We start from the raw sequence: 24,355 nt of genomic DNA, 5'->3' as shown, positions 1-24,355 counted from the left end.
CCCGACGAGACCGGCAGTGTGGCGCACGATCTTCACTCCGCCAATTGAAACCGCTCGAACCGGTCGAGTTCTTCCTCGATCTTCCGCTTCAGCTCCTTGCGCCCTGCCGTCTTCTTGCCCTGCCCGACCCAGGTCCATTTCTGCATCAACACCTTCTTCGCCTGCCGGTCGGTCTTGAGATCGAGCGCGGCGACGATCTCGTCGCCGACCAGCACCGGCAGCGCGAAATAGCCGAGCTTGCGCTTGGCCTTCGGCACATAGGCCTCGAACAGATGGTTGTAGCCGAAGATAAGATTGGTGCGCTTGCGCTGGATGATCAGCGGATCGAACGGCGAGAGGATGTGGACGAGATCCGGCGGCACCTCGGCAGGCTCGAGCGCCGCGGGCGTCGCCCAATGCTCCTGCTTGCCGGCGCCTTCAATTGCGACAGGCACGAGTTCGCCGCGCCGAACGCGCGAAGCGACCAGGGCGCCCACCGCCTTCTTGCTCGGCGCATCGAGATGGCAGATCGAATCGAGACTGACGATGCCCTGCGAGCGCAGCGCGCGGTCGAGCAGATAGGCCGTGATCTCCTTCGGCGATGCCGGCTTCGGCAATTTGTCCCAGCCGAAATGCCGCGTCATCAGATCATAGGTCTTGAGCATGCCCTGGCGCGCGCCGATGGTCGCGACGCCGGTATAGAAGGCCAGCTGAAGCGCCCGCTTCGAAGGTTTTCGGCTCTGCCAGAGATGCTCCTTCTCGGTGAGCACATCGTCCTCGATGTCGCGGATGGTCAGGGGACCGGCGCGTAGCAGCCGCATCACCTTGCGGGTGTCGGCCGGCGTTACCGACGCGTACCATTTGTGCCCCTCGCGCTTGTGCTCGCGCATGGCCGGCAGGAAAAAGCGAAAATCATCCGACGGTACGTAGGACAGTGCATGAGTCCAGTATTCGAACACGCTCTTGTCGACGCTCTGGGCATGACGCAGATCGGCGCGGCGATAGGACGGGATACGGCTGAACAGGATGTGGTGGTGGCAGCGCTCGATCACGTTGATAGTGTCGATCTGCACATAGCCGAGATGGGCGACCGCGTCTTTGACCGCCTGCGGCCCTTCCCCGAATGGTTCACGCGTGTCGAGCCGCTGGGCCCGCAGCCAGATCTGGCGGGCCTGTGTCGTCGGGATTGGGAGGGGTCTTGGGGCGCGGGGCATTGCGCGAGGCAATGTAGCGGGATTCGCGCCAAGAAAAAGGACAAGAGAAAGAACGACGCGGCATAGAAAAGCCGCGCTGCCATCTGTTGACAGCGCGGCCGGGATGGGTGCGGCCGAGGCCTACTTCATCGACATGGCCTTCTGCGCCTTCATGTAATGCATGCAGGCGCCCTTCATCTTGCCCATGCTCATGTCCGTATTGGCCATGGCCATTTCCTTGTTCATGGCCATCTTGGCGGGCGTGTCGGCGGTGCCGGTCATCGTGGCCGCCGACTTCATCATATTGGCGCTGGTGCACGCCATCATGGCGGCGGATGCGGGCGAAACGGAAAGAGCGAACGCGACAAGGGCTGCGGCGCTGAGCAAGGTCTTCATCGAAAAGTCTCCTTAAGTAAAACGAAACCGGCGTCATGCCGGCATTCGCAATTACGTATTTTCTGGCGAGAACGTTTCGTGGAGAAGACAATTTTCTTGCTGCAATGCAAAGCGAGCCGACGTTAACGGCCGTTCTTCGGTGCCTTGGTCCGGTCGTTGGGCCGGTCACCGAGGCTGCCGGTGGCGATGTCGGGCTCGCAGGAGGCCCTGCCCCGCCCCTCCGCCCCGCAGCGAAAGACGCTGCCGGTCAGGCGATCGACCAGCCACATGTTCTCGTCGGTCGGAGCTTCGAGACCGACATAGCGGGAGGTCAAGCCCGTGATCAGCGTCGAAAGCAGGATCGACACCGCGATCATCGCCGCGCCGACGTAGATCGGCATGGCGCTCAGAGACACAGTCCGATCCGGCGGGCCGCTGCGATGGAATTGATAGTCACTGGGCCTCGGCACTGGATGGAACTCGGCTCCCTTCGGCTTGCGGTGACGGCTCGTCGAGGTCTGCTAGGCGCGTATCTGGCCAAATTCTTGTTCGCACGCAGGCCATGCCGCGACAGCTTTGCGACGATCGGTAAGCGCTGGTTCCGGAACGATGGGCGGCCCAGAGCGGGCCGCCTTTTGCTTACTCCCCTGCCCCTCAGCGGCGGCCGAACAACCCGCCCATCATACCGCCGAGTAGACCACCGGGACCTGCCGGAGCGCCACCACCGCCGCTATAATGGCNCCGCCACCGCCCGAGTAGCGGCGGTGCGCCGGCTCATCGTCTGCCTGTTCCGAGGAAGCCGCGCGGGTCGAGACAATCTCCGACAGCAGAGCCTTATGCTGGAGCTTGTTGAGATAGCCCGTAGCGGGATAACCGCGCGCAGCCTGCCACCGCCTGATCACGGAACGCGCCTCGTCGTCGAACTGGCCTGTCGCCTTGACGTCGAAACCGAGCCCGGTGAGGCGACGCTGCACGTCACGACGCTGGCTCTTGTCCAGACCAATTTGGTCTTCAGATACTTGGTTGGCCTCTTCCGTGAAGGTCGCGGGATCGATCCCAACCGACAGGTTGCGGCTGGCATTGGATGGACCATCCTGCAACGCCGCAATGCGGGCGAGTGCGATCGATTTGAACGTGCCGTTGGGATAGCTGGTGAGATAGGCGTTGAGCTCCTCGACCTTGTTGGAGTCCTTGATCGAGCGCCAGAACTCGAGCTCGACGTCGGAGCCTTGCTTGCTCGCGGCCAACACCGACGCGCTCGACGTGTCAGTCGCGCCCGCAGCCGGCCCGCCAACCGGATTGAGGTAGACGTTGCCCGTCAGGTTGGTGTGCCCCCAAGGTAATTGCCCTTTGCCGGTCTCGTCACTGACCTGGGCGCGGACCTTGGTCATCGCCTGCTGGATCTCGATCCCAGGCTGGGCAATGTTGGCGACAAGCGCGCGCGTGAACGGGCTGTTGGTCCCGGCTTCGCCGTCGAGCGCGGTTTGACCTGGGCCGGTGGCAAAGGCAATCAGCGTGCCCTCGCCCGACTTCATCTCTGCCAGACCGGCCTGGACGTTGACCGACCGGGTGGCTTTCGCCGAGCGGATCTTTGCCGCGAAAGGATTGTCACGACAGGCATCCAGGAACACGAGCTTCACCTTCGCGTCCGACATGGTTTGATCGAGCGTGAGGTCGACATTGATCGCCGCGCCCAGCTTGACGTCCATCTCGGATTTCAGGTCTGCATCTATCGGCAACAGGTAGTTGATGCCGTTCACGGCAATGCCGTGGCCGGCATAGAAGAACACCGCGACATCGGCACCCTCGCTCTTCTTGCCGAACTCCAGGAGTTTTGCAGTCATGACGTCGCGCGTGAGGTTGGCTCCCTCGACGACATCGAAGCCGACATTGCGCAGCACCCTGGCCATCGCCTTGGAATCGATCGCGGGGTTGGGAAGCTGCGGGACGTTCTTGTAGGCGGCATTGCCGACCACGAAGGCGACGCGCTTGTCAGCGAGGGCCGTATTGCCGCTGACGATGAATGCTGCGAGTGAAATTGCTGCGATCAAGAAGCGCATGATCATTCTCCCCTGATCCAAACTTCTTCGCTGCTCTCGCATCGGCTTTGGCCGATCCGATGAGAGCAATCTGATCCAACTCACAAGGACGCACTGTGATTTGGATCACTCGGGGATTTCTGCTGCCCGAACCGAGCTGGTAGTCGCCGCGACGATCGCTCTTCGGGCTGCTGACGCAGCGGGCAATCCGGCAGGTGACGAGCAATGGCAAAAGATTGTACCCGCTGGAGCTGCAAGTCCAGCAGCTATTGAAACCTCGTCCGAGAATGCGTGACGGATCAGGATTCTGCTCGATGCCGAATGAGACAGCGCGCCTTCCTGATGGTAGCGAGGTGCCAGTGGCGCGAGCATGCCATGGATGCCGACTGGCTCCGGCGCTAGGACGCAGAGGACGTTTCGGCCCTTTGGAATGTGACCCGCATCACATCGGAGCCTTTGAACCTTCCCTATGCTCGCAGCATCAAATCGCCATCAGGCGTTACAGCGAGGATACGACAATGACCCATTTCAATAAGTCTTTTGGACTGAAGGCGATCACGCTCACGGCCGCGCTGTCGCTGACGGCGGGCCTGGCTTTCGCCGGCGACAGCAACGTCTCATCCAGCCAGATCCTGGACGCGTTGAAGCCGAAGCCGATCACCCGCGGCCTCTCCGTCGGTCCGCAGGCCGATCCGACCGCGCAGGCCAAGGAAGCGACTTTCCTGAATTCCGTGCGCAACCGGCAGACCCGTTCGCTCTCGATGGGCGAACGTGACCAGATCGCCGAGCTTGCTTCGACCAAGCCGAACATCGATCTGGAGATCCAGTTCGACTACAACTCGGCCGACATCGCCAAGACCTCGGTGGCATCGGTGCAAGCCCTCGGCAAGGCGCTGTCCGACCCGTCGCTGAAAGGCTCGACCTTCGTGGTCGCCGGCCATACCGATGCGATCGGCACGGAGGAGTACAATCAGGGCCTGTCGGAGCGTCGCGCCGACACCATCAAGAAGTACCTGGTGCAGAACTACGGTCTCAACGGCAGTGACCTCGTCACCGTCGGCTATGGCAAGACCAAGCTGAAGGACGCCGCCAACGGCGCCGACCCGATCAACCGCCGCGTCCAGGTCGTGAACATGGACACCAAGACCGCGTCCAAATGATCTGAACAAGTGAGACCTGAGACGCTATTGCAACAATAGACAAACCGCCTGCCGCGAGACTGGCAGGCGGTTTTCTGTCGTCAGATCCAGCTCTGAAACAGCATCAGCCGGTTGAACGTCTGCATCGATGTGCCGATGAAGGCCGCCGAAATCGGCAGCATCACCGCGAAGCCGGCGGCAGCCATGCCGACATAGGCCCACAGCAGCCAGCGCGGCAGTCCCTCTCGGCGCAGCGCATAGACCAGCGCAAGCGACGCAACGGTTGCGGCCGGCAGATAATAGTAGATGAAGCCCAGCGTGCGCGGGAGCAAAGCCCAGGCGAGCCAGCAGCCGAAATAGAACGCCGCGATCAGAAACGCATCCCAACGACGCGCGACGATGACGTCGCGCAACACAACGGCAAGTGCGAGCAGCGCCGGCCAGGCGACCAGCGGGTTGCCGAGGAAGACGATCGCCGCGACGTTGTCGTCTGATGTCTTGTCGAACAGGAACCACACCGGCCGCGCCAGCAACGGCCAGGATGGCCACGAGCTCATATAGGTGTGGCCGGCGATCGCAGTGGTGGTGTTGTCGGCGAAGATCCGGCGCTGCGCCTCGATCAGATCCGGCAGCGACAGGCCGTAGAGCGGAACGAAGGCGGCGATATACGTCACTGCCGGCAACACCGCGAAGCAGAGCGCGGCATGATGCGCCCTGAATGTGGGCCAGAGATCGGGCCGGTACCAGTCGGTTGGCCTCGCATCGGCAAACAGAGTATGCCAGCCCTGCATCAGGCGGATCACCGCAACGATTGCGATGCAGACAGCGAGCGGAAACAAGCCGCTCCATTTGCAGGCAGCTGCGAGACCGAACAACGCACCCGCGATCGCGAACAGCGCCTGCGGCCGCTCTCGCCGAAAGCCGTGCATGAAAGCAGCGATGGCGAGCAAGCCGAGGCTAAGTGCAAAGATGTCGAGCATCGCGATGCGCGCCTGCACATAAAGCATCTGGTTGAAGGCCGCGATCAGCGCCGTCGCAATCGCGGGTGCTTGCGAGCCGAACAGCGCGAGCCCGCAGAGATAGATCGCGACGACAGCGAGCGCGCCGAACAAGGTCGCCGGATAGCGCCAGCCCAGTGCGTTGTCGCCGAATGCCGCGATCGATGCCGCGATCAGCTCTTTCGCCAGCGGCGGATGCATCGGATTGAGCATCGGCTGCGGCGCAGTGAAGCCCAGCATCTGCCGTGCTGCCGGCACGTAATGCACCTCGTCGAACACGAACTTGTCCGGCGTCATCAGCCCGATCAGCAGCGCAAAATGCGCGGCTAGGAAGATCGCGACAGCGATCACTGCGCTTCGCGACGTCATCGGCACCGCATGTGCTTCAAGCGACTGCTGTAGGGCTATTTTGCGTGGCAAATCTGCGTCACCGCGAATAAAAAATCACTCAGCCGATGCATTGAACGCATTCTGCCGCAACTGTCACTAAGCTAACGCTCGTCTCGCGCCGCCTGTGATAATTCTGCCACAACACGAGCGTGCGCGATCCAGCACGATCAGGGGCATCGATCGGTTACGACATGAATCTGCGTTTTCTGCTTTTCCAAACATTGCTGTCGGCTGCATTGTGCGCTGCGCCTTCTGTGCAGGCCCAGACGCGTGTCGGCGAAGCCGTCCTCGTCCAGAACGAAGTGGTGCGTGTCGCCGCGAGCACGACGCCGATCAATGTCGGCGACAGCATGCTGCGCGACGAGACCGTGCGCACCGGTGCCGACAGTGCGGCGCGTTTCGTCATGGCCGACAGCACCAATCTTTCGCTCGGGCCGAGTGCGACGCTGAAGCTCGATCGCACCGTCTTCAACGACGAGCACAGCTATCGCGACGTCGCCATCCGAATGGCGACCGGCGCATTCCGCTTCGTGACCGGACATTCGGAGAAGACCGCCTACAAGATCACGACGCCGCTGGCGACCATCGGCGTTCGCGGCACAATCCTCGACATCCTCTCGCAGCGCAGCCGCTCGGTCGTCGTGCTTCAGGAGGGAGCGGCGAGCGTCTGCACGTTGAGCTTCCAGTGCATCCAGCTCACCCAGCCGGGCGACACCGCGATCATCACCTCGACCGGCGGCAAAGTCACGATCACCAAGACCAACTCGCCGCCCTGGACGTTCGCAGCCAACTGCGCCGCCAATGCCGGTCTGTGCGCCGTCAACCAATATGCCGATGCCTCGCCGACCACGCCCGCCGTCCATGACGACGGCATGCTGTGTGGACGCTGACGATGGCAAAGCCCGGCTTCAAACGCCTCGCACTGGCCTGCACACTCGCTGCAGCCGCCGCGCTCACGCTGTTCGCGCTCGACGCCCGTCCAGCGACAGCCGCGACCTTTTGCGAATCCGAGTGCGGCAATCCGGCGCCCTCCCCTTCACCGACCTATTCGCCGTCACCGACACCAGGCACATCGCCCTCCCCGAGCCCATCGCCGTCGCCGGGCCCGACCCCGCTGCCGAGCCCAACGCCGACCGGCTCCGATTCCAGCGGCAATTCGGTCAATGGCCTCGCAGGCCAGCGCTTCAATCAGATGATTACCAACCGTGTGCTCGGCACGGTGCTGCTTGGCGTCAACGAGCAGATCAATTGCAGCGACTGCATCAGCGCGTTCGGGTCGGCCGGCTCGTTCTCGGCGGGCATCCACGGCCGCAAGGAGCTGACGCCCAACCTGTCGTTGCTTGCCGGTATCGCCTACACGCAATACAGCGAGGGCGGCTATCACATCACCAGCGCGCCGATCGGCGCCTTTGCGCTGCGCTATGACTTCACCGATTGGGGCTCATCGCGTCCGTTCTTCGACGTCGGCACGATCCTGACGCCGTGGGAAAAGGCGCGCTACACCCGCAGCTACACCTCCAGCCTCGGTCCGGTCAGCGTGACGAGTTTAACCGACGCTTCGAATTATGCGGTCTATGGCCGCGCCGGCTGGATCAGTCGCCTGTCACCGCGCGATGAGGTCGCAGCTTCCATCGAACTCTGGCAGCTCTGGCAGCGCGTGTCAGGCTATGCCGACAACACGGTCGCGTTCAATCCGTTCAACGCCACCATTGCAACGGGCACCGACCGCACCAGCCTCGTCAAGATCGGCGGCCAGTGGACCCATCTCTTCGCCGATAATGTCGAGACCAATATCAACGGCGGCTGGGTGCAGTCCTTCGCCAGCCACAGCGGCATCGTTGCCACCGTGACCGGCGACGGCATGGTGGTGCCGACGATGGGCAACCAGGGCTGGTTCGAGTATGGTGGCCGTCTCGGCTTCCGTATGCAGAAGGGCTGGGTCGTGGACCTCTTCGCCAACGGCACCCTGGGCCCGCAGCCTGTCGGCAACACGATCCACGGCGGCGTCGGGCTGAGGATCAATTATTAGCGCCGGGCGTGGCCTCGTAGGGTGGGTTTAGCCCTGCGATTGCGCTAAGCGCAATCGCTCGGCGTAACCCACCTCTTTCGTCTCCGCGGTCACAGAAGTGGTGGGTTACGCCTTCGGCCAACCCACCCTACAGGACCTGTGTTAGCCGCACGCCGCCGACTTGCCCTCGAACGCTCGCTGCAGCACCTCCACGTCCGGTTTCACCATCTTCATCATAGCCTGCCATGCGCGGGCGGCGGCCGCCTTATCGGGGCTGGTGAGGAACTCGAACATCACTTTCGGCACGATCTGCCAGGCCACGCCCCAGCGATCCCTAAGCCAGCCGCACTGTTCTTCCTTGCCGCCATGGGCGAGGAACGCATTCCAGACGCTGTCGACCTGGGCCTGGTCGTCGCAATGGATCATCAGCGAGATCGCATGCGTGTATTCCATCTTCATGCCGCCGTTGAGCGCCACCATGGGCTGCCCGGCCACCGTGAACTCGACGACCAGCACCGAGCCTTCCTTGCCGGACGGGCTATCCGAGACGTTGTGCTGAACGTGCGTGATCTCCGAGTTCGGAACGAGCGAGACGTAGAACTTGGCGGCTTCCACGGCATCGCCGTTGAACCACATGCAGGGCACGAGCTTGGACATTGCGAATGCTCCTTTTCAGGTTTCGATCAGGCGTTCGCCATGGCGGGCTTCGGCGGGACGGCTGTCATGTCCAGCCAGTTCACGCCCCACATATGGCCATCCGGATCCTCAAAGCTGCGGCCATACATGAAATCGTATTCGTCAACCGGGCTGGGATCGGCCACGCCGCCCGCAGCCTTGGCCCTGCCAACGATATCGTCGACCTCCTTGCGGCTGTCGGCGGACAGGCAGAACAGCGCCTGGTTCGAGGTTTTTGCGTCGGCAATCGGCTTCGGCGTGAATTGACGGAATTTGTCGTGAGTCGTCAGCATCACGTAGATGGTCTCGGAAAAGACCATGCAGCTTGCCGTGTCATCGCTGAATTGCGGGTTCCTGGTCGCGCCGACCGCCTCGTAAAAGGCGGTCGCGCGCGTGAGATCGGTGACGGGCAGATTGACGAAAATCATCCTGGGCATGGGAGCTCCTTGGGCGGGGTTCTGCCCAAGGACGGACGACTGGGGCCGCCATCCGACAGCGCATGCCGAATTATTTTTGCCGAGACGGCTGCGGGGTTTGGTCGCACCGACCCCGCGAGCCTCGCTGTTACTTCTTCTCGTTCGGATCCCGATGCACGGGGTCGATCCACAGCACGGTCTCGGGCTTCTCGACCGGCTCGATGTCGAGATTGATCGCAACCGCCTCGCCGTCACTGCGCACCAGCACGCATTCCAGCACCTCGTCGGGGCTGGCGTTGATCTCCTGGTGCGGCACGTAGGGCGGCACGAAGATGAAATCGCCGGGACCAGCCTCGGCGGTGAATTGCAGGCTCTCGCCCCAGCGCATCCGCGCCTTGCCCTTGACCACGTAAATGACGCTCTCGAGATGGCCGTGGTGATGCGCGCCGGTCTTGGCGTCGGGCTTGATGCTGACGGTGCCCGCCCACAATTTCTGCGCGCCGACGCGGGCGAAATTGATCGCGGCCGCGCGGTCCATGCCTGGCGTCGAGGGCACATTGGTATCGAGTTGATTGCCGGGAATGACGCGCACGCCGTCATGCTTCCATCGATCATCCTGGTGCTCGTGGTCATGGTGGGAATGGCTGTGGTCATGGCCGGTCATTGACTTTGCTTTCTGCTGGTTCCGTGCGCGAAACTACCCAAAGGCGACCTATCAAGCCATACCAAATCGGAACCCTCATAGCTGCCCAGCGTTGTCATCGCGAGCAATCTGGAAGGAGATAGTTTCATGGGTAGCACCAGCGACAAGATCAAAGGCAACGCCAACGAAGCCATCGGCAAGGCCAAGCAGGGCATCGGCGAAGCCACCGGTTCCGAACGCCTCTGCAGGGCGAAGGCGCCGTCCAGGAAGTGAAGGGCAAGGGCCAAAAGGCCATGGGCGATGCCAAGGACGCAGCGAAGGAAGCGATCGATCGCGCCGCTGCGGCCGCACGTCGCGCGGCAGAGTAGAGCGTGCTGGCATTGAAAGCGAAAAGACCGGCCGAAGGGCCGGTCTTTTTGTTTGTCTTGTTTGTCGATTCGCGCCGTCATTCCGGGGCGCGAAGCGAACCCGGAATCTCGAGATTCCGGGTCTGGTCCTTCGGACCATCCCGGAATGACGGCTGGCCACAGTCACTTCACGCCGAGCAATTCCACGTCGAACATAAGCGTGGCGTTCGGCGGGATCACGCCGCCGGCGCCGCGCGCGCCATAGCCGAGCTGCGGCGGGATGATCAGCGTGCGCTTGCCGCCGACCTTCATGGTGGCAACGCCCTCGTCCCAGCCGGCGATGACGCGGCCCTTGCCGATGGGAAATTCGAAAGGCTCGTTGCGATCGACGGACGAGTCGAATTTCTTGCCCTTCTGGCCGTTCTCATAGAGCCAGCCGGTATAGTGCATCACGCAAATCTGGCCGGGCTTCGGCGAGGCGCCGGTGCCGACGACGCTATCGGTGATCTGCAATCCTGAAGCTGTGGTCATGGTCTTTCCTGCGGTCTGGGCCGAGGCCGTGGTGGAAACAAACGTCGGCACACCGCCGATCGACGTGATCGCGAATGCCGACATGATGGCGAGGAGCACGCGCTGGACACGCTGCATAAGACACCTTCCCTTTGAGGCCGAAGGTGTCTAGCGCAAGGCCGACGCCGTTTCCACCCCCCTTTAGACCTCGATATTTTCCAGCCGCACGGGGAGCTTGCGGATGCGCTGGCCGGTGGCGTGATAGATCGCATTGCAGATGGCGGCGTTGGTGCCGACGTTGGCGAGTTCGCCGAGCCCCTTGGCGCCGGCCGGGTTAATGTGATCATCCTGCTCGGAGAGCAGGATCACCTCGACGCCGGGGACGTCGGCATTCACGGGAATGAGATAGTCGGCAAAATTGTCGTTGACATAGCGTGCGGTGCGCGCGTCGATCTCCGTGGCCTCCAGCAGCGCCGAGGACATGCCCCAGATCAGGCCGCCCATCAGCTGACTGCGAGCCGTGCGCGGATTCATGATGCGGCCCGCCGCAAACGCTCCAACCAGGCGCGGCGCGCGGATCTCGTGGGTGAAGCGATTGATCCGGACTTCCACGAACTCCGCGCCGAAGGCATAGGCGATCTTGTCCTTCATGGCCGCACCGCCGACGAGCCGCGGGTGGCCGCTGTGCATCGCCTTGAAGGAATCTTGCGGCGCACCTTCCGGCTTCCACTCGCCATATTCCTCGACCACGCCGACGCCGAGTGCGTCGAAAGCCTTCTCCAGATCGATCGGGCGATCGCCCTTGGCCGCCTGGGTCGACGGGGTCTGCCCCATGCCAACGGTTTCCTTGGCCTTGTCCGTGAGGCTCTCGTTCGGCATCAGCGCCTTGAACAGGCGCTGACGAACCTGATCGCACACCATCATCACAGCGGAGCAGGTGCTGGCCGTCGAATTCGATCCGCCAGCAACGGGCCCCGGCGGCAGGTCGCTGTCACCAATGAAGACTGCGACCTTCTCCAGCGGCACGCCGAGCCGCTCGGCGGCTGTCTGCGCAAGGATGGTGTAGGCACCGGTGCCGATCTCGTGGCCGGCGATCTCGACGCGGGTACGGCCGTCGCGCTGCAGGCGAACGCGCGCCGCCGACGGAGCCATCTGCGTCGGATAGCAGGTGGCCGCGCAGCCATAGCCGATGAGCCAGTCGCCGTCGGACATCGATTTCGGCGCCGCCGAGCGCTGTGCCCATCCGAAGGCTTTGGCAGCTTCGTCGAAACACGCCATCAGCGAGCGCGACGTGTAAGGCTTGCCGCCGATCGGCTCATTGGTGGTATCGTTGATGCGGCGGAGCTCGATCGGATCCATGTTGAGCTTCACAGCCAGCTCGTCCATCGCACTCTCCAGCGCAAACAAATACGGCACCTCAGGCGGCGAGCGCATGAAGCCCGGCGTGTTGCGGTCGGCGCGCACGATCGACACCAGACTGTCGACATTTGGGCAGGCATAGAGCCGCGTCGTGGTCTTGGTGCCGCCGACGCAATAGGGATCGGCGCGCGAAGAGACCTCGGCGCCTTCATGCCTCAGCGCGACCAGCTTGCCGTCGCGGCTCGCGCCGAGCTTGACCTCGTGGCGGGTTTCGGCGCGATAGGTCGCAATCGTAAAGCCCTGGTCGCGGGTCGGAACCAGCTTGATCGGCCGGTTCAGCCGCCTCGCGATGCCGGCAATGACCGCGGTTCTCGGCGTCGTCGAACCACGCGAGCCAAAGCCGCCGCCGACATAGGGATTGACCACCCTCACCTTGTCGGCGTCGATGCCGAGCTGTTCGGCAACGCCGTTCTTCAGGCCGTGGACATATTGGCTGGGCTCATAGATGACGAGAGTGTCGCCCATCCAGGCGCAGCTCGTCGAAAAAAGCTCCATCGGATTATGATGCTGCGTCGGCGTCTCGTAGGAGGCATCGACCTTCACCTCGGCCTCGTCAAACGCCTTGGCAAAGTCGCCGACCTTGGGGTCTTCCTTGAATTGCGCGTTCTGGCCTTTTGCGGCGGCTTCCGTCGTTCCCGGCGAGTCGAAGCTCGCACTCGGGGTTGCGGCTGTGTAGCTCACCTTGACGCGGTTGGCGGCTTCGCGCGCGGCCTCGTAGCTCTCGGCGATGACCACCGCGATGATCTGGCCGTCATGGGCAATGTCGGTCGATTTCAGCGGCTGGATCGTGGTGCCAGCATAACCGCCATTGCTGAACAGCTTTGACTCGTTCAGGTTGGGCGCGTTCTCGTGCGTGACAATGTCGATCACGCCTCGCACGCGTTTAGCATCGTCGAGATCGAAGCTGTTGATGCGGCCTTTGGCGATCGCACTGGTGACCAGGAACGCATAGGCGGGATTGTCCAGCGGCATGTCGGACCCGTAGGTTGCACGCCCTGTGACCTTCGCAGCCGCATCGTAACGCGGCACGGGCTTGCCCATATTCGCCTTCGGCTCGGGAGCGGCAGCGGTCATGGTCATATCTCCATCATTACGGCCTGTTGGAGCGCACGCGCCACCACGCGCTTGCCGAGCGCAATCTTGAAGCTGTTGTGCTGGCGCCCCTTGGCCTCAGCGAATGCAGCATCGGCGGCGCGCTGCGCCAGACCGTCGTCGAATTTTTGTCCCTTCAGCTGCGCCTCCGCTTCGCGAGCGCGCCAGGGCACGGTCGCGACGCCGCCAAGCGCCACGCGCGCGTCCCGGATCGTCCCATCCTGCACGTCCAGCGCAACCGCAGTCGAGGACAGCGCAAACTCATAGGATTGCCGGTCGCGCGCCTTCAGGTAAACCGAGCGTGGCCAGCGGCCGGAAATAAGAAAGGCCGAAATCAACTCGCCTGGCTGCAGCGTCGTCTCGATCTCGGGCGTGTTGCCGGGAGCCTTGTGGAGCTCCGCAAATGGCATGCTGCGGGTGCCGGACTTGCCGGTAACCTCGACCGTGGCATCCAGCGCGATCAGCGCCTGGGCGAAATCGCCGGGGTAGGTCGCGATGCACTGATCGGAGATCCCGAGCACCGCATGCATGCGGTTGATGCCGTCCATCGCGGCACAGCCGGAGCCGGGATTGCGCTTGTTGCAATTTTCATAGGAGACATCGCGAAAATAGCTGCAACGCGTCCGCTGCATTACGTTGCCGCCGAGTGTCGCCATGTTGCGGAGCTGGGCGCTGGCGGCGAGCTTCAGGGAATTGGCGATCACGGGATAATTGCGCTGGATTTCGTCATGCGCGGCGACGTCGGACATCTTTGCGAGCGCGCCGAGCCGCAGGTTCTCGCGACCGGGCGAGATCTCCGACCACCCTTGCGCGAGCGGATTAATGTCGACGATCGCGGCGGGCCGCATCACGTCGAGCTTCATCAGGTCGATCAGCGTCGTGCCGCCGGCGAGCGGCTGGGCCGAGGCCTGCGTCAACGGTTTGTTGGCCGCCGCAGCGGCACTGAGCGCCTGCACGGCCATGTCGGGGTCTGTCGCCCTCTGGTAAGAAAATGGTCGCATTCGCCTAGCCTTTCATGATCTCGGGCGCGGCCTGCTTCACCGCGGCGACGATGTTGGGATAGGCGGCGCAGCGACAGATGTTGCCGCTCATATATTCGCGGATGTCGGCATCGGTGCCGGCATGTCCCTCCTTCACGCAGGCAATCGCCGACATGATCTGGCCTGGCGTGCAATAGCCGCATTGGAACGCATCGTTGTCGATGAAGGCCTGCTGCATCGGGTGCAGGCGGTCGTCGGTGGCGAGGCCTTCGATGGTCGTGATCTCCTGCCCTTCAGCGGCCAGTGCGAGCGTCAGGCACGACACCACGCGGCGATCGCCGATCAGCACCGTGCAGGCACCGCACTGGCCGTGATCGCAACCCTTCTTGCTGCCGGTGAGCTTGAGATGCTCGCGCAGTGCGTCCAGCACCGTGGTGCGCGCATCGAGACTCAGACGCTTTTCCTGACCATTCACCCGCAGCGTGACGTCGACGGGAAGCGCCGGATCCTGCGCCACTGCCGCTCGTGCCTCGTGCACGGTCGCGCGCGCGGTCAGCGGAACAAGCGCGCTGCCGGCAGCACCTGCCATGAAGGAACGCCTATCGTATCCGGATGATTGGGAACTTGGATGATCGGACATGGACGGCCTCCGCCGCTTCGACAACAAGGCAGCGCACGCCTGCACCGCTCATCGCCCACCAACTTTGCGCCATGAGCTCCGTTCCGAACGGAAAGGGCGGCGCTGTCGATGCCGCGCCGCCCTCCGTCAACTTTTCCTGATCTTGTTGCGAGGAACCTCGCGCGACGATCAATAGCCGAGCGCGCAACCGTCCTTGCGCGGATCGGAACCGCCGGTCAGCGTGCCCTTGTCCCAATCGATCCAGATCGCCTGGGCGCCGCCGAGCGGGCCGACCACGCTGGTGGTCTTGTGGCCAAGCTTCTTCAAGCCTTCGGCGACCGCCGCCGGCACGCTGTCCTCGAGCTGGTACTGGCCCTCGTAGTGCAGGCCTCGCGGCATGTCGATTGCCTCCTGCACGTCACAGCCATAGTCGAGGACGTTGGTCAGCAGATGGGTCTGCCCGGTCGGCTGGTACTGGCCGCCCATCACCGCGAACGACATCGTGGAACGGCCGCCCTTGGTGAGCAGGCCCGGCATGATCGTGTGCAGCGGGCGCTTGCCGCCTTCGATACAGTTCGGATGGCCCGGCTGGATGCGGAAGCCGCCGGCGCGATTCTGGAACAGCACACCGGTCTTGTTGGAAACAATGGCCGAGCCGAAGGAATGCGCGACCGAATTGATGAACGAGCAGACGTTGCGATCCTTGTCCACCACCGTGATGTAGATGGTCGAGGGATTCATCGGCGGCGCGACATTGGGCAGGTCGAGCATGCCATCCATGCGGATCTTGCTGATATACTCGTCGGCAAAGCCCTTCTCGAGCATCTCGGCAACGTTGATCTTCATATGGTCGGGAGAGGCGACATGCATCTCCCGGTTCATGTAGGCGATGCGCGCAGCTTCCGCCTCGAGATGGAAGCGCTCGACGCTGACGGGTGCGTATTTGGTGAGGTCGAAGCGCGACAGGATGTTGAGCATCAGAAGTGCGGTCACGCCCGGACCGTTGGGCGGGCACTGCCAGACGTCGTAACCCTTGTACATGGTGCCGATCGGCGTCGTGACTTCGGTGGTGTGCGCGGCGAAATCGTCGAGCGTATGCAGGCCGCCGATGCCGCGCAGGGTCTCGACCATGTCCTCCGCGATCTCGCCCTTGTAGAAGGCGTCGCGGCCGTCCTTGGCGATCGCGCGCAGCGTCTTGCCGAGCTCGGCCTGGCGGATGACATCGCCGGCGACCGGCGGCTTGCCGCCCGGCAGCAGGTAACGCACGGTGTTGGTACCGTTCTTCAGCTTCTCGAACTGGTTCTTCCAGTCGAAGGCGATGCGAGGGGCGACGACATAGCCTTCCTCCGCAGCCTTGATCGCGGGCTGGAGCAGACGGTCGAAACCGAACTTGCCGTGGTCGCGCAGCACGGTCGCAAACGCATCGATCACGCCGGGGATCGAGACCGCATGGGCCGAGGTCAGCGGCACGGAATTGATCTTGCGCTCGAGATACCAGTCGGCGTTGGCGGCCTTTGGCGCCCGGCCGGAGCCATTATAGGCGATGATCTTGCCCTCGCCGCGCGGCTGGATCAGCGCAAAACAATCGCCGCCAATGCCGGTCGATTGCGGCTCGATCACGCCGAGCAGCGCTGAACCCGCCACCGCCGCGTCCACCGCCGTGCCGCCCTCGCGCAGCACCTCGATCGCAGCAAGAGAAGCCAGCGGATGCGAGGTCGCCACCATCGCATTGGTGGCGTGGACCGTGGACCTGCCGGGGAAATGGAAATTTCTCATCGAAGTTTTGCTCTCTCAGAACCGTGGGGCGCGCGCCGCGCCGTCTCGGAAAAACCGGGCCTTCATGACACATTCCAGGCGGTCCGGGCAATGCTGGCATGCCAGGGAAATGGCTGCTATTCGCTGAGAATAGAGCTGCTCCTTGCGGGTTTTCTGGGCGCCGGCCGCCTGCTAAACGGGCGCATGATTTACAAGGTCTGCGCCTTCTACCAATTCGCTGCCCTGCCCGATTTCCGCGAGCTGCGCGAGCCGCTGCGGGCGTTCTGTGCCGGCCTGTCCCTCAAGGGCAGCGTGCTGCTGGCTCAGGAGGGCATCAACGGTACTATCGCCGGGTCGGCCGACGCGATTGACGCCTTCGCCCATGAGCTCGCACATGGAGCTATGTTTGGCGGCCGGCTGAACAATCTCGAACTGAAATGTTCGACAGCCGAGGCGATGCCGTTTGGCCGGCTCAAGGTGCGGCTGAAGAAGGAGATCGTCACGCTTGGCGATGCCGCCGCCGATCCGACCCGGCAGGTCGGCATCTATGTCGACGCGCGCGAATGGAACGCGCTGATCACCTCGCCCGACACGCTGGTGCTCGACACCCGCAACGCTTTCGAGGTGGCGATGGGGACGTTCGAGGGTGCGGTCGACCCCGACATCAAGAGTTTTGGCCAGTTCAAGGACTTTGCCGCGCAAAAGCTCGATCCGGCCAAGCATCGCAAGATCGCAATGTTCTGCACCGGCGGCATCCGCTGCGAGAAGGCAAGTTCGCATCTGCTGGCGCGTGGCTTTGCCGAGGTCTACCACCTCAAGGGCGGCATCTTGAAATATCTGGAAGTGGTGCCGGAGGCGCAGAGCCGCTGGCGCGGCGAATGTTTTGTGTTCGACGAACGTGTCGCGCTTGGCCATGGTCTGCAAGAAATTGGTCTCCGCGAACGGGATAAGGGGCACGCCGGTGACGAATGACATCAAGACGCTTGCCGAACGCATCGACGCGCTGGAGATGCGCCTTGCCTATCAGGACGACACCATCGAGACGCTGAACCAGACCATCACCGCGCAGTGGAAGCAGATCGATGCGTTGACCCGGAAGGTCGCAGAGCTCGGCGAGCGGCTGCAGGACGCCGAGACCAACGCGCCGGGCCCCTCCAACGAGCGCCCGCCGCATTATTGAGTGCGATTACTGACCTGACGCTCTGGGCAACAGGTTCATGACCTCGCCGGACATCATCAGCCGGTCGCGGCCGGCATCCTTGGCGGCGTAGAGTGCGCGGTCGGCGGCCTCCACCAGCGAGCTCGTGCCCGCGGTCCGCTCCACCGCCGGCCGGCAAGTCGCGCCGCCGACCGAGACGGTGACGCAAGGCCCTGCCGGATTGGAGGCATGAACCAGGCCGGCATCGCGGATGGCGTTGCGGATCCGCTCACCGAGCCGGGCGCAACCGGCGGCATCGGTGTTCGGCAGCAGCATGGCGAATTCCTCGCCGCCATAACGGGCCGCGAGATCGCCGCCCCTCTGCACCTCGGCCGCAATGGTCTTTGCCACCACGCGCAGACAGGCATCACCCGCGGGATGGCCGTATTCGTCGTTGTAGGCCTTGAAGTGATCGACGTCGATCATCAAGAGGCCAAGGCTGGAGCGGTCGCGATACGCGCGCGCCCATTCCTCCTTCAGCCGCTCGTCGAAGCGGCGGCGGTTCGCAAGCCCGGTGAGGCTGTCCTCGATCGCCAGCGTCTCGAGCCTTGTCTCCAGATTCTTCTGCTCGGTGATATCGCGCGAGATCGCGACCACGCCGTCGACAGTGCCGTTCTCCTTGCGCGTCACGCGCATGGTCGATTCCAGCCAGACCTCGGACTTCTGCCGGTGCACGTTGCGGTAGGTGACGCGCGCTTCCTCCATGTCGCCACGCTTCATGGCATCGATGATGGTCTGGACGTGCGGGCGGTCCTCCGGATGAATGCCGGCGAGCGCTTCCGTGCCGATCAGCTGATTGGGCCGCCAGCCAACGACGCGGTTGGACGACGGCGAAACATAGCGTAGCCGCTCGTCGAGCCCGATGCGGGTGACCATGTCGCTGGAGCCTTCGGCGAGCAGGCGGAAATACGCCTCCTTCTCGATCAGGGCCGCCGCCATGCGCTGGCCGCGCTGCAACTGCCGCACCAGCACCGCGCCGATGATCGCGATCAGCATCACCAGCGCGAGCACATGCAGCATGCGCGAGATCGCCGCGGCGCGCCACGGCGCCAGGAGCTCGTCCTTGTCGACGGTCGCGAGCACAACGAGCGGGTAGCTGCTGCTGCGCTTGAAGAAACTGACTCGTTGGACGCCATCCAGCGGCGACTTGAAATGATAGGCGCCGCTCGGCCGCTGCAGGCTCGGGTCGCGAAACAGCGGCCCGTCGCCGACGCTGCGTCCGACGAACCGTTCGTTGTTCGGATTGCGCGCGATGATCAGGCCGTCGCCATGCACGAGCGCGATCGAGCTGTTGCGCCCGATCTCGAACTGCTCGTAGAAGTGCGAGAGATAGCCCGCGCTGATCGTTGCAAGCACGACGCCGCCGAAGCTGCCATCCGGCTTGTTGAACCGGCGTGACAGCGTGACGACCGATTGCCCGTCGAGCAGGCTCTTTACGGGGTGACCGACAAAGGCCTCGCGCTTCGGCGAGAGCTGATGGTGACGGAAGAACATATCGTCGCTGAACGTCGATGCGATGGCACCGGGCGAGGTCAGCCAGTTACCCCGGTCGTCGATGATGGCGAGGCTGTGGATGCGCGCGACCGCCTTCTTGCGGGCGTCAAGGACGTTGCCGAGTTTGGCGATCGTGGACGGGTCAGTGCCGTCCATCTCGAGACGGCTGACGACACCGACAACGCCCGAATCCAGCAAATCGAGGCTGTCCTCGGCATGCTGCGTCAAGGAGCGGGCGACGTTCGCCATCTCGGTCTCGGCACCCCTGAGCACCTGATCGCGCGCGGCCCATTCGCGCCAGCCGCTGACGCCGAGGATCGCGACGCAAGTGAGCACGACGAAAGCCGCCGCGCGCAACGGCAGGCGGCTCCATCCGGCTCTCAGTGAGACGACGTTCATGCGACAGAATTCTCCAATGGGGGGAAATTCTGCCGCTTCTCTTAGTGAACCCTGAAGCGCTGAAAGGGATTCACAGTCATCTACGGGCTCTTCCGTACTCCTACGGACCGGGACTTCGACAGATCACTAACAAGGTGTTAGCAAACCTGTCGGAAACTCGCGGGTTTCTAGCTGAAGATCGCCTTGAGCTTGTCCCACAGGGAAGGATGGTCGGCGTCCGCATCGGCCTTCGAGGGCGTCGGCTGCGTGACGCTGACCGGATCGGAGGCGGGAAAGCTATCCTTCAACCCGGTGTCGAGCTTGGCGTGGCGATCCGCCGCGAGGGCTTCGCGCAGGTCCTCGGCATGCTTGTCATGCGGCGCGGGATTGAATGTCTGGGCCATGGAATTCCTCCTCCATTGGCGGGGTCAACGCGGCGCATTTGCGCTGGTTCCCCTGTTCCGCTTCCGCCCGCGGCGGTGTATCAGGAACCTCAACTCTGCATCAGGACCATCAGTGCCCCAGTCTGCGACAAAGCCCTTCATCGACGTGCTCTCCGGCCAGCGGCAAGCCGTGCCGCCTTTGTGGATGATGCGGCAGGCGGGCCGCTACCTGCCCGAATATCGCGAGGTGCGCGCCAAGGCCGGCGGCTTCCTCGATCTCTGCTTCAATCCGGAGCTTGCCGCCGAAGTCACGCTGCAACCGATCCGAAGGTTTGGCTTCGACGCGGCGATCATCTTCTCGGACATCCTGGTGATCCCCCATGCGCTCGGCCGCGCGGTGCGGTTCGAGGTCGGCGAAGGTCCGCGGCTCGAGCCGCTGGATGATCCGGCCAAGGTCGGAACGCTCAAAGCGCAGGCCGACTTCGGCAAGCTCGCGCCGGTGTTCGACGCGCTCAGGATCGTGCGCGGCGCGCTCGACCCAGGAGTGGCGCTGATCGGCTTCTGCGGCGCGCCATGGACGGTTGCGACCTACATGGTCGCGGGCCACGGCACGCCCGACCAGGCGCCGGCGCGGATGATGGCCTACCGGCATCCCGAGGCGTTTGCGAAGATCATCGACGTGCTCGTGGAGAGTTCGATCCACTATCTGCTGGCGCAACTCGACGCCGGTGCCAACGCCTTGCAGATCTTCGACACCTGGGCTGGCGTATTGCCACCGGCCGAATTCGCGCGCTGGTCAACCGAGCCGACGCGGCGCATCGTCGAAGGCGTGCGCGCCAAGGTGCCTGACGCGAAGATCATCGGCTTCCCCCGCGGGGCGGGCGCGCAACTGCCTGGTTACGTGGAAGCGACCGGCGTCAACGCCGTCAGCATGGACTGGACGGCCGAGCCCGCCTTCATCCGCGAGCGCGTGCAGAGCCGCGTCGCCGTGCAGGGCAATCTCGATCCGCTGGTGCTGATCACGGGCGGCGCGGCACTCGACCGCGCGGTCGACAACGTGCTTTCGAATTTTGCGCAGGGCCGCTTCATCTTCAATCTCGGCCACGGCATCCAGCCGGAGACGCCGATCGCCCATGTCGAGCAGATGATCCGGCGCGTGCGGGGGTGACAACAAAAGCCGCGAAAACAACCCCATGCACAGTACAAATCATTGGAGAATTTCGCGCGGCATCGATTTTCTATTTTCCGAACACCGTTTGACGCGTCGGGCAAAACAGCTGTACGATGGCATCATCCCGCGTACACCGTGGGTCAGGGCCGGCCGGCTTGCCCGGACTGTGCCGCTTTCTGATAATCGCGCGGCGAAGCCCCGTAGGCAGCTTTGAAGCAGCGCCCAAAATGGGTCATGTCCGAAAAGCCCCATCCGTGTGCAATCTCGGCGATAGTCCGATGAGGCTGGTTCGGATCTTCAAGAGCAAACCGGCAACGCGAGAGCCGACGGGACAGAATGAGGCGGTTGAGCGAGGTATCCTGTTCGGCGAGCAACGCATTGGCATATCGGAAGGTTATTCCGACAATATCGGCGACCTTCTGTCCGTCGAGGTCGGGCTCGCTGAGCCTCGTTTCCACAACCGAACGAATGTGAGCCAGCAACAACGCCTTGGGATTCGAGACGCGACCGGGAGCGTTCCCAAGCGTTCTCCCAATCGACAGTCCGATCAGGTCGAGGACATGATTGGCGACGATTTCTTCGGTTATCGAAGTCGTCCTCCCGGCGAGGTCTGGCAGTTTTGCCGCAAGCGACAGCGCCAAACTATCGTCCAACCGCTCGGCGGTCACGCGGCGCGCCGTCAGTTCGCGATTTGACCCGATCCGCGCGCGAAGGTCACGCCGCGGAGCCTTGATGAGAAGCATTTTCGCGCCGGCCGAAAATCTCGCCTCATACGGCAACAGCGGCTCCAGCAGCATCAAAGTGCCGGCATCCAGGTTAACCTCGCGCCCGTTCTGAACGATGAGGACGCTCCCTGACAATTGATAGCAGACGAACGCCATGTCCGGGTCGGTGCGGTCGACATGGGCAAAGGTGTGAGAGACCTGCAGCGGGGAGTTGCTGAATTCGACAAGGTCCAGGTTGCCGACCTTTCCTGTCTTCATTTCCGCCTGAAAGGTCAGCCGGTTCTCGGGCACGGAGTCGTGGCCTATGATCTTCTTGCACGCGACGCTGTGCCAATAATCAAATCGGTCGCGGGGATGAACCGAGTCAGTCGAGAAGATCGTTTCCACCGGCTTGTCGTTCCTTCACTGTAGGTCGGTCGACATTGTTCGGTTTCGGCCATCAGAAGACGACGCGCCGACTAAAACGATTGCAACCGTTCGCTGTGGCTCCGCTTCTAACACCGATGACGAGAGGAATGCAGGAAATGTGGATCGCTCAAGGACCGTAGGACTACGGCCATCGACCAACGACGGGAGCTTGCCATGCATCATCGCCCGCAATTCGCAACAAAGGCCGCGCGTCATTCGACCGTACACGCTTTGGGTGGGCTGCCCAAAGTCGGCTGTTGGACCCAAAGCGGACAGCAGCGATCTCCTTCGCAAAAGGGCGTTGCGGGTCAGTGCCTATCTGAATTTCTTGACCATGAGATATTTGTCGTAGCTGATAGCACCTATGCGAATAACGCAGGGATCGATGCCATAAATTTGGAACCCGTTTCGCTTGTAAATATTGATCGCGTCGGTTGCGCTGATCAGCACGGCCAGATGCACCTGATCAACACGGGGCTCAGCCAAGGAAAGGAGTTCTTTGATCAACCTATCCCCCACGCCCTTACCGCGATTGGCTTCGCGTACGTACACCGAGAAAATGTGCCCCCTGTGCTGCGATCTTTTCTCCGGCGAGACATAGAAACCTGCGATCCCGACCAAGGCCTTACGTTCAAACGCACCCAGCATGCTGCCGCTCAACCAATGACGATAGGCTGCCACAGCGGCCTCGCCGCCTTCCTCCTCTTCAGGTGAGCCAAACGTCTCAGGGTGCTTCTGCAAAGCCTCCACGCGGACTGCGCGAAACAAATCGAGGTCATCAATGGACAATCGTCGAATTTCCACGTTCGCGTGGCCGAGGGTAGTCATGTGGACACTTTCCCACTCTTATGAGTTGAATGTCAGGGTTTCCCCGACTTTATCTTCCGCGCGAATATCACGCCCTGCGACAAAGAATACCGGCCATCGAAACCGCCCCGAGAGTATCGCCATGCTCCGGAGGCTTCTGGCAGAGGATGGGGCCAAGCTGAGCGCCTTGCAAAGCAGAACCCGAAGCCTAAGGCAGCATAGTAAAGCACTAAGGACCCTATTGACTGTTTACTTTCAGACATTCACATCACGCCAGAGGAGCGACATGTCATCGAACTCGCTTTCAACAACGCTCTCAGTAGGCTGAGCCACATGACACGAGCCACCGATGAGCACCGATCCCGACGGGGTGTGTGGCCGATCGGAGTCGAGCTAGGGCGCGGACTCATTAGCGCGTAACCAAATTCGGATTGAGGCAAGCTTGACGAACGCCAGATAGTTAGCTGCAAGTTTGTCATATCGGGTCGCGACCCGCCGACATTGCTTGATCTTGTTGAAGAACCGTTCGATCAAGTTGCGCGCGCGGTATAGATACGGGCTAAAGCAGATCGGGTCTTTGCGATTTCGTTTCGGCGGAATATTGGCCCATGCTCCTTGCTGGCGCGCAAGCTCCCTGATCCAATCCGCGTCATATCCGCGATCTGCGAGCAGCATCGTTTGCGGAAGAAGGGCGCTGAGGAGAACCGAACACAGCCGATTGTCATGCGTTTCACCGGGCGTGAGAGCGAGATGGACCGGCAGGCCGTTGGTGTCCACCACCGCGTGAATCTTGCTGGTCAGGCCACCTCGTGAGCGACCCATGTCTTGCTGGTTGTTGTTCGCGATGCAGGCTCCGTGCTGGTGCACGCGCACGACGGAGGTATCGATCATTTGCACCGCCGCGTTATGATCGGCGGCCAGTGCATTCATGATCTGGTCCCAGACGCCAGCTCGCCGCCACCGAACGAAGCGATTATAACAAGTGGTGCGGGGACCGTAAGTCTCTGGCAGGTCGCGCCATGGCGCACCTGAACGCAGAACCCAAAAGATGCCATTGAGCACGCGACGGTCATTTACACGCCGAACGCCACGCGGTTTGTTCGGCAGCATAGGTTTGATGGTGGTCCATTCATAATCGCTGAGTTCGTAGCGCATGATTCGAGGCTCCGGTTTGGGAGCTTGAATCACGGCCGCGCCGCCATGACTATTGCACT

At 62.7% G+C, this 24,355-nt stretch carries 24 protein-coding genes and 1 pseudogene; 7 read left to right on the top strand and 18 right to left on the bottom strand.

Annotation, left to right across the window (positions count from 1 at the left end; genetic code table 11):
* Nucleotides 1-32: 32 nt before the first annotated feature.
* From AOQ71_RS34765 to AOQ71_RS34750, 4 genes are all read right to left on the bottom strand, one after another.
* Nucleotides 33-1,193: a winged helix-turn-helix domain-containing protein gene (locus tag AOQ71_RS34765; protein WP_057756965.1), complete on the bottom strand. Its 1,161-nt coding sequence runs from the start codon at nucleotides 1,191-1,193 to the stop codon at nucleotides 33-35.
* Nucleotides 1,194-1,313: 120 nt separating this feature from the next.
* Nucleotides 1,314-1,568, bottom strand: coding sequence for a hypothetical protein (locus AOQ71_RS34760; RefSeq protein WP_057756963.1), 255 nt, complete (start codon nucleotides 1,566-1,568; stop codon nucleotides 1,314-1,316).
* 122 nt (nucleotides 1,569-1,690) lie between these two features.
* On the bottom strand, nucleotides 1,691-1,948 hold the full coding sequence (locus tag AOQ71_RS34755) for a hypothetical protein (protein ID WP_057756961.1): 258 nt from the start codon (nucleotides 1,946-1,948) through the stop codon (nucleotides 1,691-1,693).
* Between the two features lie 340 nt (nucleotides 1,949-2,288).
* Nucleotides 2,289-3,607: caspase family protein (locus AOQ71_RS34750; protein WP_245317330.1), on the bottom strand; the 1,319-nt coding region annotated here is incomplete at its 3' end.
* Between the two features lie 497 nt (nucleotides 3,608-4,104).
* Here AOQ71_RS34750 and AOQ71_RS34745 point away from each other — a divergent pair.
* Nucleotides 4,105-4,746 carry an OmpA family protein gene (locus tag AOQ71_RS34745; protein ID WP_057756959.1) on the top strand — a complete coding sequence of 214 codons (642 nt, stop codon included), beginning with the start codon at nucleotides 4,105-4,107 and terminating at the stop codon, nucleotides 4,744-4,746.
* Between the two features lie 80 nt (nucleotides 4,747-4,826).
* Here the strand turns inward: AOQ71_RS34745 and AOQ71_RS34740 are convergent, their stop codons facing one another.
* Complete coding sequence (locus AOQ71_RS34740) at nucleotides 4,827-6,092, bottom strand: phospholipid carrier-dependent glycosyltransferase (RefSeq protein WP_057756957.1); 1,266 nt, start codon at nucleotides 6,090-6,092, stop codon at nucleotides 4,827-4,829.
* A 212-nt stretch (nucleotides 6,093-6,304) separates the two neighbouring features.
* On the opposite strand from AOQ71_RS34740, the gene AOQ71_RS34735 reads away from it, so the two are divergent.
* Both AOQ71_RS34735 and AOQ71_RS34730 read left to right on the top strand, forming a co-directional pair.
* Nucleotides 6,305-7,003, top strand: coding sequence for a FecR family protein (locus AOQ71_RS34735; RefSeq protein ID WP_057756954.1), 699 nt, complete (start codon nucleotides 6,305-6,307; stop codon nucleotides 7,001-7,003).
* 2 nt (nucleotides 7,004-7,005) lie between these two features.
* A complete protein-coding gene (locus AOQ71_RS34730) occupies nucleotides 7,006-8,142 on the top strand; it encodes a hypothetical protein (protein WP_057756952.1) in 1,137 nt (378 codons plus the stop codon).
* Nucleotides 8,143-8,283: 141 nt separating this feature from the next.
* Here the strand turns inward: AOQ71_RS34730 and AOQ71_RS34725 are convergent, their stop codons facing one another.
* The 3 genes from AOQ71_RS34725 to AOQ71_RS34715 form a co-directional block, all read right to left on the bottom strand.
* Nucleotides 8,284-8,778, bottom strand: coding sequence for a VOC family protein (locus AOQ71_RS34725; RefSeq protein ID WP_057756950.1), 495 nt, complete (start codon nucleotides 8,776-8,778; stop codon nucleotides 8,284-8,286).
* A 26-nt stretch (nucleotides 8,779-8,804) separates the two neighbouring features.
* Nucleotides 8,805-9,233: a VOC family protein gene (locus tag AOQ71_RS34720; protein ID WP_057756948.1), complete on the bottom strand. Its 429-nt coding sequence runs from the start codon at nucleotides 9,231-9,233 to the stop codon at nucleotides 8,805-8,807.
* Between the two features lie 127 nt (nucleotides 9,234-9,360).
* Nucleotides 9,361-9,876, bottom strand: a complete 516-nt coding sequence (locus tag AOQ71_RS34715; RefSeq protein WP_057756946.1) for a cupin domain-containing protein — start codon at nucleotides 9,874-9,876, stop codon at nucleotides 9,361-9,363.
* A 126-nt stretch (nucleotides 9,877-10,002) separates the two neighbouring features.
* Here AOQ71_RS34715 and AOQ71_RS34710 point away from each other — a divergent pair.
* Nucleotides 10,003-10,223: pseudogene (locus tag AOQ71_RS34710) on the top strand (CsbD family protein).
* A gap of 162 nt (nucleotides 10,224-10,385) precedes the next feature.
* Here AOQ71_RS34710 and AOQ71_RS34705 read toward each other — a convergent pair.
* The 5 genes from AOQ71_RS34705 to ggt all read right to left on the bottom strand — a co-directional run bounded on the left by AOQ71_RS34705 (nucleotide 10,386) and on the right by ggt (nucleotide 16,598).
* Nucleotides 10,386-10,850, bottom strand: a complete 465-nt coding sequence (locus tag AOQ71_RS34705) for an FKBP-type peptidyl-prolyl cis-trans isomerase (RefSeq protein WP_057756944.1) — start codon at nucleotides 10,848-10,850, stop codon at nucleotides 10,386-10,388.
* A 63-nt stretch (nucleotides 10,851-10,913) separates the two neighbouring features.
* Complete coding sequence (locus AOQ71_RS34700) at nucleotides 10,914-13,205, bottom strand: xanthine dehydrogenase family protein molybdopterin-binding subunit (RefSeq protein WP_057757241.1); 2,292 nt, start codon at nucleotides 13,203-13,205, stop codon at nucleotides 10,914-10,916.
* 2 nt (nucleotides 13,206-13,207) lie between these two features.
* Entirely contained in the window at nucleotides 13,208-14,224 is a 1,017-nt protein-coding gene (locus AOQ71_RS34695; RefSeq protein WP_057756942.1) for an FAD binding domain-containing protein, read from the bottom strand.
* Between the two features lie 4 nt (nucleotides 14,225-14,228).
* Nucleotides 14,229-14,792, bottom strand: a complete 564-nt coding sequence (locus tag AOQ71_RS34690; protein ID WP_157083768.1) for a (2Fe-2S)-binding protein — start codon at nucleotides 14,790-14,792, stop codon at nucleotides 14,229-14,231.
* 219 nt (nucleotides 14,793-15,011) lie between these two features.
* Nucleotides 15,012-16,598, bottom strand: coding sequence for a gamma-glutamyltransferase (gene ggt / locus AOQ71_RS34685; protein ID WP_057756938.1), 1,587 nt, complete (start codon nucleotides 16,596-16,598; stop codon nucleotides 15,012-15,014).
* Nucleotides 16,599-16,781: 183 nt separating this feature from the next.
* On the opposite strand from ggt, the gene trhO reads away from it, so the two are divergent.
* Together trhO and AOQ71_RS34675 are read left to right on the top strand one after the other, a co-directional pair.
* Complete coding sequence (trhO, locus tag AOQ71_RS34680; RefSeq protein ID WP_083514738.1) at nucleotides 16,782-17,549, top strand: oxygen-dependent tRNA uridine(34) hydroxylase TrhO; 768 nt, start codon at nucleotides 16,782-16,784, stop codon at nucleotides 17,547-17,549.
* A complete protein-coding gene (locus tag AOQ71_RS34675) occupies nucleotides 17,539-17,757 on the top strand; it encodes a SlyX family protein (RefSeq protein WP_057756936.1) in 219 nt (72 codons plus the stop codon). Before trhO ends, AOQ71_RS34675 begins: the two co-directional genes overlap by 11 nt.
* Before the next feature lie 6 nt (nucleotides 17,758-17,763).
* On the opposite strand, the gene AOQ71_RS34670 is transcribed toward AOQ71_RS34675, so the two are convergent.
* Nucleotides 17,764-19,668 carry a diguanylate cyclase gene (locus AOQ71_RS34670; protein ID WP_057756934.1) on the bottom strand — a complete coding sequence of 635 codons (1,905 nt, stop codon included), beginning with the start codon at nucleotides 19,666-19,668 and terminating at the stop codon, nucleotides 17,764-17,766.
* A 167-nt stretch (nucleotides 19,669-19,835) separates the two neighbouring features.
* The gene (locus AOQ71_RS34665) at nucleotides 19,836-20,051 is read right to left on the bottom strand and encodes a hypothetical protein (protein WP_057756932.1); all 216 of its coding nucleotides are present in this window, start codon (nucleotides 20,049-20,051) and stop codon (nucleotides 19,836-19,838) included.
* Nucleotides 20,052-20,163: 112 nt separating this feature from the next.
* Here AOQ71_RS34665 and hemE point away from each other — a divergent pair, with 112 nt between their 5' ends.
* Nucleotides 20,164-21,198 carry a uroporphyrinogen decarboxylase gene (gene hemE / locus AOQ71_RS34660; protein ID WP_057756930.1) on the top strand — a complete coding sequence of 345 codons (1,035 nt, stop codon included), beginning with the start codon at nucleotides 20,164-20,166 and terminating at the stop codon, nucleotides 21,196-21,198.
* Between the two features lie 143 nt (nucleotides 21,199-21,341).
* Here hemE and AOQ71_RS34655 read toward each other — a convergent pair whose 3' ends face one another.
* From AOQ71_RS34655 to AOQ71_RS42125, 3 genes are all read right to left on the bottom strand, one after another.
* Nucleotides 21,342-22,313 (bottom strand): AraC-like ligand-binding domain-containing protein, encoded by a 972-nt coding sequence (locus AOQ71_RS34655; protein WP_057756928.1) that lies wholly within the window; start codon nucleotides 22,311-22,313, stop codon nucleotides 21,342-21,344.
* A gap of 336 nt (nucleotides 22,314-22,649) precedes the next feature.
* Nucleotides 22,650-23,162 carry a GNAT family N-acetyltransferase gene (locus tag AOQ71_RS34650; protein WP_057756926.1) on the bottom strand — a complete coding sequence of 171 codons (513 nt, stop codon included), beginning with the start codon at nucleotides 23,160-23,162 and terminating at the stop codon, nucleotides 22,650-22,652.
* A 372-nt stretch (nucleotides 23,163-23,534) separates the two neighbouring features.
* A complete protein-coding gene (locus tag AOQ71_RS42125; RefSeq protein WP_083514719.1) occupies nucleotides 23,535-24,296 on the bottom strand; it encodes an IS5 family transposase in 762 nt (253 codons plus the stop codon).
* Between the last annotated feature and the right edge of the window lie 59 nt (nucleotides 24,297-24,355).

Origin of the sequence: Bradyrhizobium manausense (assembly GCF_001440035.1) — a bacterium.
GTDB classification, from domain to species: Bacteria; Pseudomonadota; Alphaproteobacteria; order Rhizobiales; family Xanthobacteraceae; genus Bradyrhizobium; species Bradyrhizobium manausense.
This window is presented reverse-complemented; position numbering and strand designations above follow the sequence as displayed.